This is a genomic window from Paenibacillus sp. FSL M7-1046, assembly GCF_038007405.1.
Classification (GTDB): Bacteria; Bacillota; Bacilli; order Paenibacillales; family Paenibacillaceae; genus Paenibacillus_AQ.
In genome coordinates this window covers 3,764,642-3,780,483 of the sequence record NZ_JBBOXB010000001.1, presented here as the reverse complement: position 1 = coordinate 3,780,483, position 15,842 = coordinate 3,764,642, and the positions used below count along the sequence as shown (strand labels likewise).

The following is a 15,842-nucleotide window of genomic DNA, read 5'->3' as shown; positions in this document are numbered from 1 at the left end:
CTTCGGGGAGGCTGTTTCTGCGTTCAGGCGAGCGGAGCCCGCTGCGGGCTGGCACGTCCAAGAACGCGATGCAGTTCGGAATTAGAATGTCGGGAACACGAAGTCAGCTGGACGTTGGCGTGTCCGGCAACGCAATGCCTCCTGAGTGGACGTTAGGTATCAAGAATCGTGAAGCCCTCGGGGGTTCGTTTGACGTCTGGAACTACGAGGGGAAGCCCGTTGGGGATTCGTTAGACGTTTGGAATGACGAGTGAAGTCTGTTGGGAATCGTTAGACGTTTGGAACGACGAGGGAAGTCCATTGGGTGAACTACCATATCTCTGAATGAGGTTCGTTGGGTGCTGAGGGACCATAAACGAAAATACTAGTGGTTCAGTTCAGCGGTAACTCGGCTAGTGCGGACTCAGGAGACGCTATTTAGTCAATTACCAGACATCCGGGGGAGTCGCGGACTCCAGAGTCGTTATTTAAAAGAAATTAACCTAAATCGGGGATTTCAGCACAAATAACGTCTCCTCAGTCCGGATGCGCCTAAAAACAGCCTGATCTTCAATAATAAGGCCCCCTGGGTCCGAGCGGGTGAGCAATAGCGCCTTTCGTCAGTAGATACAGATTCTGCTTGAATTCTTTCCTTGTCCTCCTTCCTTTAACGCCTCGAGCTCCATGCATAAAAAGAAACAACCCCGCCTGATAACAAGCGGGGCATTTCTCTATCACCAACTGCGTTTATCCTACTGGTTAAATTCACCTACTGGCTGCGTTCATCTACTAGTTGAATCCACCTACCGGCTACGTTTATCCTGCTGGTTAAATTCACCTACCGGCTACGTTATCGTACTGATTGAATTCACCTACCGACTGCGTTTATCCTACTGGTTGAATTCACCTATCAGCTGCGGTTATCTACTCGTTGAATTCACCTATCAGCTGCGGTTATCTACTCGTTGAATTCACCTACCGACTGCTTTTATCCTACTGGTTGTGTTCACCTACCGAATGAGTAATCTAACGGTTGCATTCAACCGCTGTCTGCGTTTACCTGCTGTCTGAGTTTTTCTACTACCTTCGTTTATGCAGCAACAGTTAGCTTCGCATGTAAAAGTCAAACCCCTCTAGGGAAACGCCAGCTTGCCCATCACTGTCGGGCGGGAGGCTCCTGTGGCCGAAGGAAGATTATTGGCGACTCCGTGCATGAAATCATTGCCCAGCAAGGCGAAAATAATCGCTTCCTTCGCGTCGTCGCTGAAACCCAGCACACTTGAGGTTATTACAGCCTGTTCCGGCAGCTGTTGCTGAAGCATAGCCAGCAGTGCAGCATTGTGCGCACCGCCGCCGCTGACAATGACCTCGTCAATTTCGCATACAGGGAATACGTACCTTAAATACCCTTCCGCTATCGTTCGCGCGGTAAAGGCGGTAGCAGTAGCTACAATATCCGCATCGTTCAAGCCGCGCGCCCGGGCCAAGGTTACAAACTGTTCGGCATAAGCTTTGCCGAAGACTTCCCGGCCTGTAGACTTAGGCGGCTTCAGTGCAAAGTAAGGGTGCTGCATCATTTGATCCACCAGCACTTCGTCTGGTGTTCCCTGCGCGGCCCACGATCCTCCGTCATCATAAGACATTTGTCCGCCGCTCAGCAGATATACAGTCTGATCAATGACCATGTTCCCGGGGCCTGTATCGAAGGCAAACACATCCTCCGGACCCGCTGCGGCAGGAAGTGCTGTACAATTCCCGATTCCTCCAATATTCTGTAGCAGCCGCCCTTTCTCCGGATGCCGGAACAGAATCAGATCTCCATAAGGTGCCAGCGGCGCTCCCTCCCCGCCAACTGCCATGTCACCCGGGCGGAAATCCCCGACCACAAGCCGGCCTGTTTCCTTGGCCAGTACAGACAAGTCGCCAAGCTGGAGCGTGGAACGGACCAGAAGCGGATCATCGGCTGCCGCCTCCGGGATATGCCACACAGTCTGGCCATGGGAGCTGATCAGATCAATCTCATCAAGCTCCATTCCGGCACTGCGTATCGCTTCCAAGGCCGCCTCAGCAAACCGTTCCGCGAGATATACGTTCATGCCGCATACCAAGTCCACCGATGAATGTTCTATCGTGCATAGCTCCTTCAGCCGCTCCCGAAGCCCGTCGTCATAGGGCACAGAGGAATAATGCAGCAGTTCAGCCTTGGCAGTCAGTCCGCTTCCTTCTATCGAGACTATCGCTGCGTCAATGCCATCCAGCGAAGTGCCGGACATTAAACCAACAACGACAGATTTTTGTTTAGTCCAGAGCGGGCCAATCATAAGCTAAGGCCCCAGCCTGCCGGATATTTATCCCCGAGCGATACCGGCAGTCGTCCCTGAAACGGAATTTGCCCGAGCAATGCTTTAGCTGCACTTTCCAGCGCAAGCGGACGCCCTTCATATGCAGCGGCATAAGTCTCTATCTCCGGCATTGCCAGCAGGTCATAAGGATTGCGCAGGGCAACAACCGCAAGCGGCTTGCCAAGCGCCCGCAAGGATTCCACCAAATTGCATTGTTCGGGATTAAACTGCGCATTGTAGGTGCCGACAACGATCTGCTCAATGTCCTCAACCCGCGCTACCTCCAGCAGGTCCGCAGCATAGCTGGAAATATCACCTGCCGGAACGACGCGGTCAATACAATCCAGTCCATATTTACTAAGCATCGCACCAAGTCCCGCGGTTTCGCCAAAAGCTTCATCCACAAGTGTGGCTACTACGGGCGCTGCCGTAACTGCTAGCGTCTTCTTCCGTTGTAGGGGAAGCACAGAGGAATGATTGCGGACCAGGGTGATGCTGGCTTCACTGATACGACGCGCCACTTCTACATGCGGGAGAGCTTCCAGCAGGCTGAGACCTGCATATGCAGTAGCAGAGCTGACCGCGTGTCTGTATTCAACATCCATAGCAGCGGGATTTACAGCATCCCCCTCTTCGATCGCAGAAAGCTTGGAACCCCCAGCACTCGTACCTCCCGCACTCACAGCACTCGCACCTTCCGCACTCACAGCACTCGCACCTCCTGCACTTACAGCACTCGCACCTCCTGCACCCACAGCTCCAACGCCGCCTACACTTGCGGCCGTTGAACCCGCTGCCGAAGAATCCGCAGCATCGGCTTCCGCCGCCCCGGCCCCACCAACAGGTCCGGCTGCGATCACACCCCGCTTCACCTTCAGCGCGAGCAGCCGCCGCACCGAGTCGTCAATGCGGGCTTCGCTGATTCTGCCTTCAGCGACCGCATGAAGAATGGCTTCAATGGCAGCCAGCTGGCGGTCAGCACGGTGGCTGATTAGAACGATATCAGCCCCGGCTGCAATGGCCAGCACCGAAGCTTCAACGGTGCCGTAGTGCTCGGCGATGGCGTTCATCTCCATGCAATCGGTCATAATAATCCCGCCGAAGCCCAGTTCTTCTCGTAGCAGACCGGTCAGAACCGCCTTCGAGAGCGTAACCGGAAGCTTCTCCTGCTCAAGTGCCGGGAAGTAGATATGCGCCGACATCATGGCATCCACACCTTCGGCAATTGCTCTGCGGAAAGGAACCAGCTCTACGCTGTCCATACGCGCCCGGTCATGTCTAACGGTCGGCAGATCCAGATGGGAATCCACATCGGTATCGCCATGGCCCGGAAAATGTTTAGCCGTAGCCGCGACACCTGCATCCTGAAATCCGCGGATCGTGGCTGCGCCATAATCGGCTACCTTCTCCGGCGATTCGCCGAAGGAACGGACGCCGATCACCGGATTCCGGGCATTATTGTTCACGTCCAGCACAGGAGCATAATTCAAATTAATGCCCATGGCGCTCAGTTCCCGCCCGCTGATCAAAGCCGCCTGATAGGCATCCTCTACTGAACCGGCCGCTGCGATAGCCATTCCGCCGGGCATAAGGGCCACACCTTCAGTAATACGGGCGACCATGCCGCCTTCCTGGTCGATGGAGATCCAGAGAGGAGCCTTGCCGCCTTCCGCTGCAGCCTGCTGCAACTCAGCGGTCATTCCGGCTACCTGCTCCGGCGTCTCTACGTTGCGGGCGAAGTAAATGACGCCGCCGATCCCGCCTTTTGCAATAAGCTCGCGAATTCCGTCGTCCGGCACAACGGTTCCTTCGAAACCGCACATCAGCATTTGCCCGATTTTGTCACTGAGACTCATTTCGGCGACCACCACATCAAGGCCGCTCTCTTGTACCGCTGCCTCACGCCAATCCATTGCCACCGCCTGCCTTCCCCAAATCAGATTTTAGCTATCTATACAGAAGATAAGGCTTCCGCAACATCAGCCATCTTTCGCTTTCTTCCTGCCATTGTCCAATGATTTCCCGCAGCCCCTCTGCGGTGCCAATGCGCCTGCGCACCGCTTCGCCGCCGGTCAATAAATCAATGAAGTATCTCCCGCCTTCTTTCGGCGGAGCAAGCCACTGAAATTGCTCCGGATAGAGTGCACACACCTCATGCAGCATGGCAAGTCCGGTACGTACGGATTCATAAGCCTGCGGCTCAGTCACGAATAATCGCACACCACCGCATAGTTCTCCTTGATGCTTGGAGAAGGTTGGTGTTGCATACACAGGATGGAAGTGCACACCCGGAAGCTTATGCTTCTCCATCGCTTTGGCAAGAAGTGCCCCATCCAGCCATGGTGCGCCAACCCATTCAAACGGACGAGTGGTTCCCCGCCCTTCTGAGAGATTCGTTCCTTCAAAAAAGCAGGTTCCAGCATAAACTCTCACCGTGTCGATCGTCGGCACATTGGGGGAGGGCATCATCCACGGGAGACCTGTGTCCATAAATTCCAGCTGGCGATTCCAGCCTTCTAGCGGGATGACATCCATGACACAGCCAATCCCTCTCTTGTCGTTCGCCATAAGCGCCAATTCCCCGATGGTCATCCCCGTGCGGATCGGCATGGACCAGGCGCCAACCATGGATTCGTAGCCAGCCCCCAAAAGCCCGCCTTCGCTGCCGGTTCCGCCAAGCGGGGCAGGACGGTCGAGTACGAGCAGACTTTTACCGTTTTCCGCGCAGGCCTCCATCACGTACAGCAAGGTTGATACATACGTATAAAACCGCACGCCCAGATCCTGAATGTCAAAAATAAGCGTATCCACCTCATCCAGCATCTCAGGCGTCGGCCTCTTATGCATCCCGTACAAGCTGTACACCGGAATCCCCAGCCCCGTGTCTAGCTCATCCGTGAACTTCACACCGGCTTGGTGCTGGCCGTATATGCCGTGTTCACACGCATAAAGTGCCGTAAGTCTAGAAGATTCCAGACTCCGGCACACCTCCACACTCGAGCGGAAGTCCGCCGTTATGCCGGTAGGATTTGTAACCACCCCGATCCGCCGCCCATCCAGCAGCGGATGAGACAAACCTGAGGCCAGCCGGTCTACCCCGCAATTCACCTGTAAACTCATGACAATCCACCTCCGGCAATGACACCAGCGGAGCTATCCACCCCGCAGCTCACCTGTAGACTCATGACAATCCACCTCCGGCAATGACACCAGCGGAGCTATCCACCCCGCAGCTTACCTGTAGGCGCATGACAATCCCCCTTCCGGCATATAGGAGTACTGAGGACAACCGCTGTGCATTATCCTCCGGTTCATAGCAATCTCCCTCCGGCATAGAGCTCACTTGTCTCAGGCACACCCTCCTGCTCATCATCCTCATCGGGATGAAGTACATTGTAAGCAGCTTTATGCAGATAGACGGCAAGCATACCGTTGAACAGAGCCATGAAACCAACTAGAGTCACAGTCAACATGATCCCCACAACCAGCGCCTGGAAGAAGGCCCCGATAGTATAAGCCGGATAACGGAGGAACAGCTTGACGCTTTCCCCCATGGCCTTAAAGATGCCCATTCGGCGCTGAATCACCAGTTGCAGCGTGTAGAATTGGGAGACAAGCGCCATAGCGACAAAATACGTCTGGAAAATGGCAATCGTCCAGCTTACCGCCCCGTCACGGCCTCCATAGAACCACCAGGTTGACCATAAAATCAGCACCAGCAGGGAGCATAGCAGACCGAACGCCACTGCCGGCCCAAAACCCTTGCGCGCACCGCTGAGCATCTCCCGAACACTCAGCTTCTTTCCTTCCGTTCTCCGGTGGTACGCATGGAACACACCGAAAAACAGCGGCATGTAAAGAAGCGGAATCAGGATAAATGACAATGCTATAGGCGCAAAGATGACCACCGGCACCAGCATAGCCGAACTGGCCAGACTGAGCAGCGCAATCGGCACAATCTCCCGGAATGACTCCACTCCCGTACTCACCAAGACTTGATTCAGTTTCTGCATTGCTTGTCTCCCCTTTCTACCTTGCAACCCTTATAGCCAGCTTGTTCTACCAGACAATTCTTTCTTCTGTTGCCGGATCGAAATAACGCGCTTTGCTGAGATCGAAAATAAACTGCTTATCGAGATTATTGTAGGCTTTCGTCTCCGGATGAACCTTGGCGGTTACCGTTCGGCTGCCGATTTTAAAATAGACCAAATTCTCGGAACCCAGATGCTCTACTACCTTAATATGCGCCTGCATTTGATGTTCTGTAGAAACTCCCGGTGCGAAGTCATCGCCGTAGATATGCTCCGGGCGGATGCCAAGAATAATCTCTCTGTTGTTATAGCCTTGCAGACCGGCTGCCGCATCCTCTGACAGCAGGAATTCCGCACCATCAATAACTACACGTCCCTGTTCAATCCGGGCATCAATAAAGTTCATCGCCGGAGAGCCGATGAATCCGGCTACGAACATATTTTTGGGATTAGCATACAGTTCGGTCGGAGAAGCCACTTGTTGAATGACACCTTTATTCATAACAACAATCCGCTCACCAAGTGTCATTGCTTCTACCTGGTCATGCGTAACATATACAATTGTAGCGCCGAGACGTTTATGAAGCTCGCCCAGCTCAACACGCATCTGAATCCGCAATTTCGCGTCCAGATTGGACAACGGCTCGTCGAACAGGAACACCTGAGGATCACGCACAATCGCCCGGCCGACGGCCACACGCTGGCGCTGTCCTCCGGACAGCTCGCGCGGCTTGCGTTCCAGCATCTCTTCAAGTCCGAGAATGGTCGCGGCTTCCTGAACTTTTTTCTCAATATAATCCTTCGGTTTCTTCAGGTTCTTCAGTCCAAAGGACAGATTCTCACGGATGCTCATATGCGGATACAGCGCGTAATCCTGGAACACCATCGCAATATCGCGGTCTTTAGGATGAAGGTTGTTTACGATACGCTCGCCGATGATAATATCCCCGCTTGTCTGCTGCTCCAGGCCTGCGATCATCCGCAGCGAGGTGGTTTTGCCGCAGCCTGAAGGTCCGACGAACACAACAAATTCTTTATCATTAATAACAAAATCGGAACCCGCCACCGCAGTAAAGGTCTGCTTGTTCTGATCGTCAAATTGTTTGCGCACATTGCGGAATTCAACTCGTGCCATTGCTCTTCCCCCTCATATCTAACCCTGTGAATTTTGAGAATATCAACAATTAACCTAGCCTTTTACAGCTCCAATGGTAATGCCCTGCAGGAAATAGCGCTGCAGCGAGAAGAACAGAATCAGCATCGGCAGCGCACCAACTGTCGCCCCTGCCATAATCGCTCCGAAATCCGTAGACTCTGCAAATACAAAGGAAGCCAGTCCGACCTGGATCGTCCGCATTTCCGTCGAATTCGTAATCAGGAAAGGCCAGAAAAATTCGTTCCAGGAAGCGACGAAAGTGAAAATTGCGAGTACGGCAAGCCCGGGCTTTGCCAGCGGAAGAATAACCTTCCAAAAGATGCCGAACTCGCTGCAGGCATCGATCCGCGCCGCATGAATCAGCGAGGTCGGAAGAGAGGACATGTACTGCTTCATCAAAAAGATATTGCCAACCGTGATCGCCGTCGGCAGAATAATCGCGGTATAGCTGTCACCGAGATTAAACACGTTGACGATTAGAATATAGAGCGGAATCAACGTTACCTGTGCCGGGATCATCATCGTGCTGAGCAGCACCCAGAAAATCGCGTTGCTTCCGGGAAATTTCAATTTAGCAAAAGCATATCCCGCAAGGGAAGCGAAAAACACATTGGTAATGGTAAGGATCGATGAAATCAGCAAAGAGTTGAACAGCCAGCGCCAGGCCGCTGTTTTGGCAAAAAAACGGTCATATGGAGCGAGCGAGAAAGCCTCCGGCAGCATGCTTGGCCGGAAACTGGCGGATGCAGCAGAGTCCTGCACGGAACCGACAATCATCCAGTAAAGCGGAATAACCGTTACTATACTCCACACTACAAGACAAGCCACCGCCACCCATAAAAAGATGGTCTTTGATCTAGTTTTCATTACAGGTTCGCCCCTTCCATCCTAATACTCGACATCACTCGAGAAATATTTAAACTGAATGACAGAGACCAGGATAATCAGAAACGCCAGCACGAACGACTGCGCCGAAGCCAGGCCAAATTCATAAAACTGGAACGCCGTCTGGTAGATCAGATAAGCAATCGTCGTTGTCGCAAAGTTCGGCCCGCCCTGGGTCATCATGTACACCGAGATAAAGACCTGGAAGGAAGTAATCACTCCCGTTACAAGCAGATATAGAGTGGTCGGTTTCAGCAAAGGCCAGGTAATCCGTGTAAATTTGGTCCAGCCGCTGGCATGATCAATATCAGCCGCTTCATAGAGTGATTTCGGAACTCCGCCCATCGATGCCAGATACAGAATAATTCCCGCTCCGTGCGAGCCGAGCCAGTTCATCAGAATCAGCGAGAAGAGTGCAGTCTTGGACTGTCCAAGCCAGATCACCGGATCAAGGCCAAACCATTCCAGAAACCGGTTCAGAAGCCCGACATTCGTCGGATCAAAAATTGCCAGCCAGACGATCGATATCGTGACGCCGGACGCAACTGCCGGAAGATATAATGTAGCCTTGAAGAAAGTCTGCCATTTGGTCTTCATCTGGTAGATTAAATAGGACAGCACAAACGTAATGACAATATTAACCGGTACCGTGCACACCGTAAAAATAACGGTATTCCACATCGATTTCCAGAAGGTTGAATCCTGAAACAGCCGCTCATAATTGTCGAAGCCGATCCAGGTGGAGTTCATAATGTTGTACTGCTGGAAGCTCATGATCAAGGCAGATACGACCGGATATAGTGTAAACACCAGAAACAGCAGAACGGGTGCCAGGATAAACAGGTACGCCCATCCATATTCACGCCATAACCTGCCGGCGGAACTGCGCGTCCGCTTTGGCGCGATTGTCGTCATCCCTTTCCTCCTCCTCTTGTAAGAGAGGGCGCCAAATTCAACAAATGCGATGGGCGCCCCCCTTAGAAAACTACTTATTCAGCATTTGGCTTCCTTTACTGTTGAATTCTTTTGCGATAGCCTCAGGTGATTTCTCCCCGGAATACAGGGCTTGGATATTCGGTGTTACAACCTGCTCCTTGAACTGCTTCATTTGGGCTGCAATAGCGGTGTCGAGCTTCAGTGTTACAGGCATTGCAATGTTCTCAGCCATGATCGCGGAAGCTTTGATTGTCTCTTCCGTTCCAAGCGCTTTGCCTGCAAACAGATCAGCTTGCGATTTACGTACAAATGGAAGCACCAGCTCATTGGAGGAATTACCGGCTTTAGCACTGCTCAGATAATCCAACACCAGGAATGTATTTTTGGCATGCTGCTCGCCTTTGTCATTTTTCTGTTTAAAGGCGATATAGCCTTCCGCGCCCATCGTAGTTTTGGCTGGAGCAGCATCATTGTGCGGAACCGGCAGCAGAACGAAATTAATTTTCTCGCCTGTGATCGTACCCGCATCAATATCCTTGTTCCGGTTCTGAATCATTACGTCATAATAAGGGATGGCTTTGGAAATAATGGCGGCTTGTCCGGCATAGAACATATCGGAACGTTTGGCCGGAGCAATGGCTGCGGTCTCTTTGGGCATGTAGCCTTTGTCCAGCAGGCCTTTAATGAAGCTCAGCGTGTCAAGGATACGTTCATCGTTCCACTGGAAAGCACCGGATTCATCCAGAACATCAGGCATATTGTTGTTGCGGGACAGCATTTCAATGAAATCCAGCGATGTTCCGTCTGTCACCAGCGGATATTGGGTGGAACCGTCGCCCAAGGTTTTGGTCAGCTTAGCAGCAGCGGCTTCAAATTCAGACCAAGTCCAGCCTTTTTGCTGAATCGAAGCCCAGTCAATGCCTGCTTCTTCCAGAATCCGCTTGTTCCCGCCCCAGCCCCATTGGAACTGGTAGAGCGGCAGGCCGTATTGTTTGCCGCCAATCTGGGCGAGCTCCAGTGTTCCCGGAAGGTAGTCATTCTTGATGTCGTCCGTCATGTACGGATCCAGATCAAGCGCAAGCCCGGTGTTGACATAGGTGCCATCCACACTGTGGAAGTACAGATCAGGCGGGCTGCCGGCATTCAGGGCTACGTCGAATTTCTTCGGACCCTCCGCCCAAGACAGCACTTCCGTCTTCACGGTGATGTTTGGATGTTCTTTTTGAAAATCTGCTACCAGACCCTTTAGTTCATCCTCATAGGCTCCGTGCACCGGATAAGTCCAGACGGTAACGGTATCTTTGGCATCCGGGCTGCTTGCCGCCTCCTTGCCTCCGGAGTTGCCACATGCGCTGATCAGCATCATAACCAGTACCATACTAAGCAATAAACTTTTCTTCATTATTTCTTCTCCCCTTATTTTTCCGGCTACAGCCGTTTGATATGTTGTCTGCTCTTTTCCAGATAAGTAACGGACTGTTCATAATTCCGGCTTGCAACGGCGAGATATAAAATATCGATAAGATTAAGCTGTGTAATCCGCGAAGCCATCGCTCCGCTGCGGATTTCATTTTCGGTGGCGGAGGTGCATAGCGGAATATCCGCGCTCCGGCTTAGGGTGGAATTTCCATATTTCGCGATGCTGATCACGGTTCCCCCATTATCCTTCACAATGGATGCTGCCCGGATAACCTCTTTGGTCTCGCCGGAGTATGAAATGCATACAGCCACGTCGTCAGCAGTTGCGGTTATGGCGCTCGTTAACTGGACATGCGGATCGGCAAAAGAGAAGCTCATCTTATTAATCCGCAAAAACTTCTGCTGGGCATCCATCGCAATCAGGTTGGAGGCTCCCACTCCGAAGAAATAAATCACCTTCGCCCGGTCAATCGCTTCAACCGCCCGCTCAACCATGGCTTCATCCAAAATCGTGAGAGTATCCCGGATCGATTGAATATTATTATTGGATACATTCTGCATAATGGCTGAAATCGTGTCATTGGGACGAATCTCCTGGTAGCCAATGATTGCCGGATCTCTGCCCTGAAGATCACCGGCCACTTTAATCTTCAGATCCTGGTATCCCTTAAAGCCGATGGACTTGCACAGCCTGACGATTGCCGCCTGGCTGGATCCGCTCTTCGTAGCCAAATCAGCGATGGAGAGCTGGATCATTTCATCCGGATTCTGCAGGATATACGCAGCAATCTTGTGCTCCGACGGACTTAGTGTTTCATACAATTCCCGCAAACGAATCAAACCGCCATTCATTGGAATCAATGCACCTCCCTATAGAATAGAACTCTCTTTGAACCGACACCCCACAAAACAATGTTAGCTTTGTTAACTCATAAGGTTTGATATTCTCCCAAAACCTTGGAATGAATTCATTATATGAGTTGTAAAATAAAATTTCAACATTTATTTTTCTTGTGAAATTTTATTTTACTTTATGCTCTTCATCTCATATAATTAGTAAAAAATCAAAGTGGTGATTGATCGATGAAAGTGTTCTTAGGCCTTGATGGAGGTGGCACAAAGACCGATGCAGCCGCTTTGGATGAGCGGGGAACATTACTCGCCCGCTATATTGGAGGTCCATCCAATCCGCATAGTGCCTCCTTCGGGACAGCGCTTACAGAAATCATGTCAGCTATTGACGGATTGATAGAGAGACTGTCGATAAATGTCGATGAAATTACAGCAATATGTCTCGCTGTGTCAGGTTTCTCCAGCATCGATGAAGAAACCCTCCTTAAGAGGGCCGTTCAGCAGCATGTATTGAAACAAGGACTACCTATTCCGGTGTTCATACAATCAGAAGGACAGATTTCTTTGATGGCCGCAGTGGGAAGCAATCACGGGGTGCTGGTCATCTCGGGTACCGGATCGATTTGCTACGGCTATCTTCCGGATGGATCCGGCACCCGCACCGGCGGCTGGGGGCATTACCTTGGAGATGAAGGAAGCGGATATCAAATCGGGCTCCGTACACTCAAAACGGTGATGCGCAGCTATGACAGTGTTTGTAAACCCACGATAATGACCGATATGATTATGGAGGAATACGGATTTAAGCTCATTACGGATTTGAAGGGATATATTTATATCCCTTCCCATTCCAAAGCAGAAATTTCCGCCTTTTCAAAAGTTTGCATTCAGGCGGCTGAAGCCGGAGATGCTGCTGCTATCGCCATTCTTTCCGAAGAAGCTGCGGCCTTAAGCGATACCGCTGCGGCCCTGCTTCGCCGCAGCCCCACTCTGCAAAACTATCCCGTAGTGCTCAGCGGCTCGGTGTTCAGGTATTCCCCGATCTTCCGCGGGATCTTCTGCAGCAGCCTGCAGAAAACTTTTGGCGGGTTGAATTTCGTAGATGGGAGCCTTGGGGCTCCGCCATCCACCGGAGCAGCCATGACTGCACGCAAGCTGTTTAATGACTACAGACAAGAATAGACTGGCAGGAGGAAGAAACCTCATGAATCCTATTTTGGACAACCTGATTACAGAGCAGCTCAATGATAAAACAAGCGATATCGATAACCTCAATTCCACTGAAATCATGGAGCTGATTAATAATGAAGACCGGCTGGTCGCCGATTGTATTCAAGGGCTTATCCCGCAGATTGCCATTGCTGCGGACTATATCGTCCATGCCTTCCAGCAGGGCGGAAGATTGTTCTATGTAGGTGCTGGAACGAGCGGAAGAATCGGCATTCTTGATGCCTCCGAATGTCCGCCCACCTATGGCACAGACCCGGCTATGGTGCAGGGATTAATTGCCGGAGGGTTTCAGGCGATTAAAGATCCCGTTGAGGGTGCGGAAGACAGCGAGGAATTGGGCGCAGCCGATATCGACTCCTCCGGCATCACGGCGAAGGATGTGGTTATCGGCATTGCCGCCAGCGGGCGTACACCATATGTTCTGGGGGCGATGAAACGTGCCGGAGAACTTGGAGCGGTTGTCATCGGCTTATGCAACAACCCCGGAACACCGATGGCAGGCCTCGGTCAATTAACCATAGAAGCAGTGGTTGGCCCGGAAGTCATCATGGGCTCTACCCGGATGAAATCAGGCACCACGCAAAAAATGATTCTCAACATGCTGACCACCACCGCCATGATCCGGATCGGGAAGGTCTACCGTAATCTCATGGTTGATTTGAATCCATCCAATAAAAAACTGGTGCACCGGGCCAAACGGATTATCGGACTGGCCACCGATGCTTCCGACGAACAGATTGAAGCGGCTTATCATGGCGCAGAAGGCCATGTAAAGACTGCCATTATTATGATATTGGCCAATGTGGATGCTGAGGAAGCGCGGAGCAGACTGCTGGCTGCAGACGGATTCGTGCGCGGAGCACTGCAGTAGTCTAAACTTCAATTCCTTCAGGACAATACGAACAAGCCTCTTCGGGTTCTTCCGGAAAGGCTTGTTCGCCATATCTAAGGATTACTGGCCATTCAACAGGGTATGATTAAGCCGCCCATTCCCTGCCCTTATGCTCACTTGGCTTCCATGCGGAGCTTAATCATCCGGACAGTTTCGATATCAAATACGATATTCTCTACCGGCTCCATAATATCGGCTGTAAAACGGTCGATCGTTACTTTACCCATGTACATTTTGCGGACAGTAACGCTCTGTTTGGCCTTCAGGTAAGACTGCGCCCCGCTCTCCCCGCCGACAAAATAGGCTAAAATGTTCCCTCCTGCCTCCAGCTTGGAGCCACGGCAAACCGAAAACGTCTTATGGAACGTAATATTCCCCGAAGAAAACAGTTCACTCTGCACAATGCCGTCCCGGTGGATGTTAATATCCCCATTCGATTTCAGTGTGCTGTTCTGGCATTTGCCGATATTAACCTCCACTTTGGATTCCTGCATCCGTGCCACACCAACATGCAGCTCCTCCAATATACCGATAACACCACTGAGCGAAGTCTCCGTCAGGAAATCGACCAGCTGCACCGGCTTCAGGAACAGATTGAGAAAATGCAGGGTCTGTTCCAGATCCTGATGAAAGGAAGCCTTCACCGTATCCAGCACCAAGAGGAGCTCTTTAATGAGCTGGGGGATTTTCTGAAACTTGCTTTCCAGCAGCAGCAGCACAGCCTGTCCGTACTTGACACTCTTTTTGTGGCTTTGTACGGCCTGTACGAGCATCTGAGTAGCATTTTGCAAGACCTTGCACTCCTCAATCAGCTGCTTGGAGAAGTTGTAGATCCGGTTGTACATGACGCCGAAATAACCGGAATACAGCTTGCTGTTAACCACGTTTCCTTTCACTAGAATGCTCCCGGTAGCAGTAATTGTGGAGTTGTAGACACTTCCGGAAACATAGACATTGCCCAAGGATTCAATAATCATGTTGTCCTCTACATTGCCGCGGATAATCACATCACCCGAGAAGACGATATTGCCGGTGTGGATGCTCACATTGCCGGGAACGAGGTATGAAGTGCAGATGTCAAAACATTTGACTTTGTCACCAGTCACTCTGGGCCTGCCTTCACGCAGCGCGCGGACCTCATTGTTGATTAGCAGCACTGTGTTATTCCTTGCAGTCACCGTGACATCAGCTGGCTCAGGCGGATAAAGAATTTCTCCATATACATCATAGCCGGGAATCCCTTCGACGACCGGAATCTTGCGGGCAATGACCTCACCGCGGATCACTGAAGGAATGCGGAGATGGCTGCGGTAATCCACCTGTCCTTCAATTTCACTAAATTCATTCTCAATCGTCTCGGAGAAAAACAATTCCAGATACGCATTCTCCCCAGGCACAGCCGCTCTCCCTTTGGCAGCAGTAATCGGCTGATAGGTCGGATTCTGAAGTTCGGCATGAATGCCGGAGATGTTCAGGTTCTGGATGATCTTCTTTTGCTCAAAATCAACAATGATCTGATTCAGGCCAAGCATGCCGATGACATTCGCCGGATCCTGCGATGCTTTCACCTCTACTATGCTGGCTGTGAAATGGTCGTTTAATTTCCAGGGAAATCTTTTAGATCCAAGTAGGGTGAAAAAGGCCAGCAGCCTGTCCTCGGAAACAGTAATGGTATAAAGCGGCGGTTCGACGATCTCCCATTCTATGATGTCTTGCGAGGTGACAGCTGACGGCTCTGTAAGCACTTGACCGTTTACATGAAGCAGCACCGGGAGCAGGGCCGATATCACTGCTGGTGATCCGCCTGGAAGCGGGTCCTGAACAAATATCTTTCCCGCCCGGACCAGCAGCCGTCCATCCCTTTCATTGTCGGAATTATCGTCTTTCATAAAAGATTCTTCGATGCTCACCTCACTCTCAATCCGTGAAAGCTCCAGCATGTTAATCAGTTTATTGAGTTCCTTCTCGGACATGTGCTCCGCCATCACTCGCACCTCCTGGTTAGGGACTACCTACTATGTAACTGCTTTCATTTTAGTATTATTAAGAATTTTAAGCAATTAACATTCCGGATTCTCTTCTCTTCCCTTCCCTATCCGCCATATAAAAACAGACTGCAC

Annotated in this window: 12 protein-coding genes; 2 read left to right on the top strand and 10 right to left on the bottom strand. The window is 51.5% G+C overall.

What is annotated here, in order from left to right:
* Nucleotides 1–1,112: 1,112 nt before the first annotated feature.
* The 9 genes from NYE29_RS16650 to NYE29_RS16610 all read right to left on the bottom strand — a co-directional run bounded on the left by NYE29_RS16650 (nucleotide 1,113) and on the right by NYE29_RS16610 (nucleotide 11,600).
* Nucleotides 1,113–2,300 (bottom strand): anhydro-N-acetylmuramic acid kinase, encoded by a 1,188-nt coding sequence (locus NYE29_RS16650; protein WP_340896809.1) that lies wholly within the window; start codon nucleotides 2,298–2,300, stop codon nucleotides 1,113–1,115.
* Nucleotides 2,297–4,234, bottom strand: a complete 1,938-nt coding sequence (gene nagZ / locus NYE29_RS16645) for a beta-N-acetylhexosaminidase (RefSeq protein WP_340896808.1) — start codon at nucleotides 4,232–4,234, stop codon at nucleotides 2,297–2,299. Before nagZ ends, NYE29_RS16650 begins: the two co-directional genes overlap by 4 nt.
* A gap of 34 nt (nucleotides 4,235–4,268) precedes the next feature.
* Nucleotides 4,269–5,441 (bottom strand): exo-beta-N-acetylmuramidase NamZ family protein, encoded by a 1,173-nt coding sequence (locus tag NYE29_RS16640; RefSeq protein WP_340896807.1) that lies wholly within the window; start codon nucleotides 5,439–5,441, stop codon nucleotides 4,269–4,271.
* 191 nt (nucleotides 5,442–5,632) lie between these two features.
* Entirely contained in the window at nucleotides 5,633–6,334 is a 702-nt protein-coding gene (locus NYE29_RS16635; RefSeq protein WP_340896806.1) for a hypothetical protein, read from the bottom strand.
* 46 nt (nucleotides 6,335–6,380) lie between these two features.
* On the bottom strand, nucleotides 6,381–7,487 hold the full coding sequence (locus NYE29_RS16630; protein ID WP_038595838.1) for an ABC transporter ATP-binding protein: 1,107 nt from the start codon (nucleotides 7,485–7,487) through the stop codon (nucleotides 6,381–6,383).
* 54 nt (nucleotides 7,488–7,541) lie between these two features.
* The gene (locus NYE29_RS16625) at nucleotides 7,542–8,375 is read right to left on the bottom strand and encodes a carbohydrate ABC transporter permease (RefSeq protein WP_038595842.1); all 834 of its coding nucleotides are present in this window, start codon (nucleotides 8,373–8,375) and stop codon (nucleotides 7,542–7,544) included.
* A gap of 21 nt (nucleotides 8,376–8,396) precedes the next feature.
* Complete coding sequence (locus NYE29_RS16620; protein ID WP_038595844.1) at nucleotides 8,397–9,308, bottom strand: carbohydrate ABC transporter permease; 912 nt, start codon at nucleotides 9,306–9,308, stop codon at nucleotides 8,397–8,399.
* A gap of 70 nt (nucleotides 9,309–9,378) precedes the next feature.
* Entirely contained in the window at nucleotides 9,379–10,731 is a 1,353-nt protein-coding gene (locus NYE29_RS16615; RefSeq protein ID WP_038595847.1) for an ABC transporter substrate-binding protein, read from the bottom strand.
* Between the two features lie 26 nt (nucleotides 10,732–10,757).
* Nucleotides 10,758–11,600: a MurR/RpiR family transcriptional regulator gene (locus NYE29_RS16610; protein ID WP_038595850.1), complete on the bottom strand. Its 843-nt coding sequence runs from the start codon at nucleotides 11,598–11,600 to the stop codon at nucleotides 10,758–10,760.
* Nucleotides 11,601–11,831: 231 nt separating this feature from the next.
* On the opposite strand from NYE29_RS16610, the gene NYE29_RS16605 reads away from it, so the two are divergent.
* Nucleotides 11,832–12,782 (top strand): BadF/BadG/BcrA/BcrD ATPase family protein, encoded by a 951-nt coding sequence (locus NYE29_RS16605; protein ID WP_340896805.1) that lies wholly within the window; start codon nucleotides 11,832–11,834, stop codon nucleotides 12,780–12,782.
* Nucleotides 12,783–12,804: 22 nt separating this feature from the next.
* A complete protein-coding gene (murQ, locus tag NYE29_RS16600; protein WP_340896804.1) occupies nucleotides 12,805–13,701 on the top strand; it encodes an N-acetylmuramic acid 6-phosphate etherase in 897 nt (298 codons plus the stop codon).
* 134 nt (nucleotides 13,702–13,835) lie between these two features.
* Here the strand turns inward: murQ and NYE29_RS16595 are convergent, their stop codons facing one another.
* Complete coding sequence (locus NYE29_RS16595; RefSeq protein ID WP_340896803.1) at nucleotides 13,836–15,707, bottom strand: FapA family protein; 1,872 nt, start codon at nucleotides 15,705–15,707, stop codon at nucleotides 13,836–13,838.
* Between the last annotated feature and the right edge of the window lie 135 nt (nucleotides 15,708–15,842).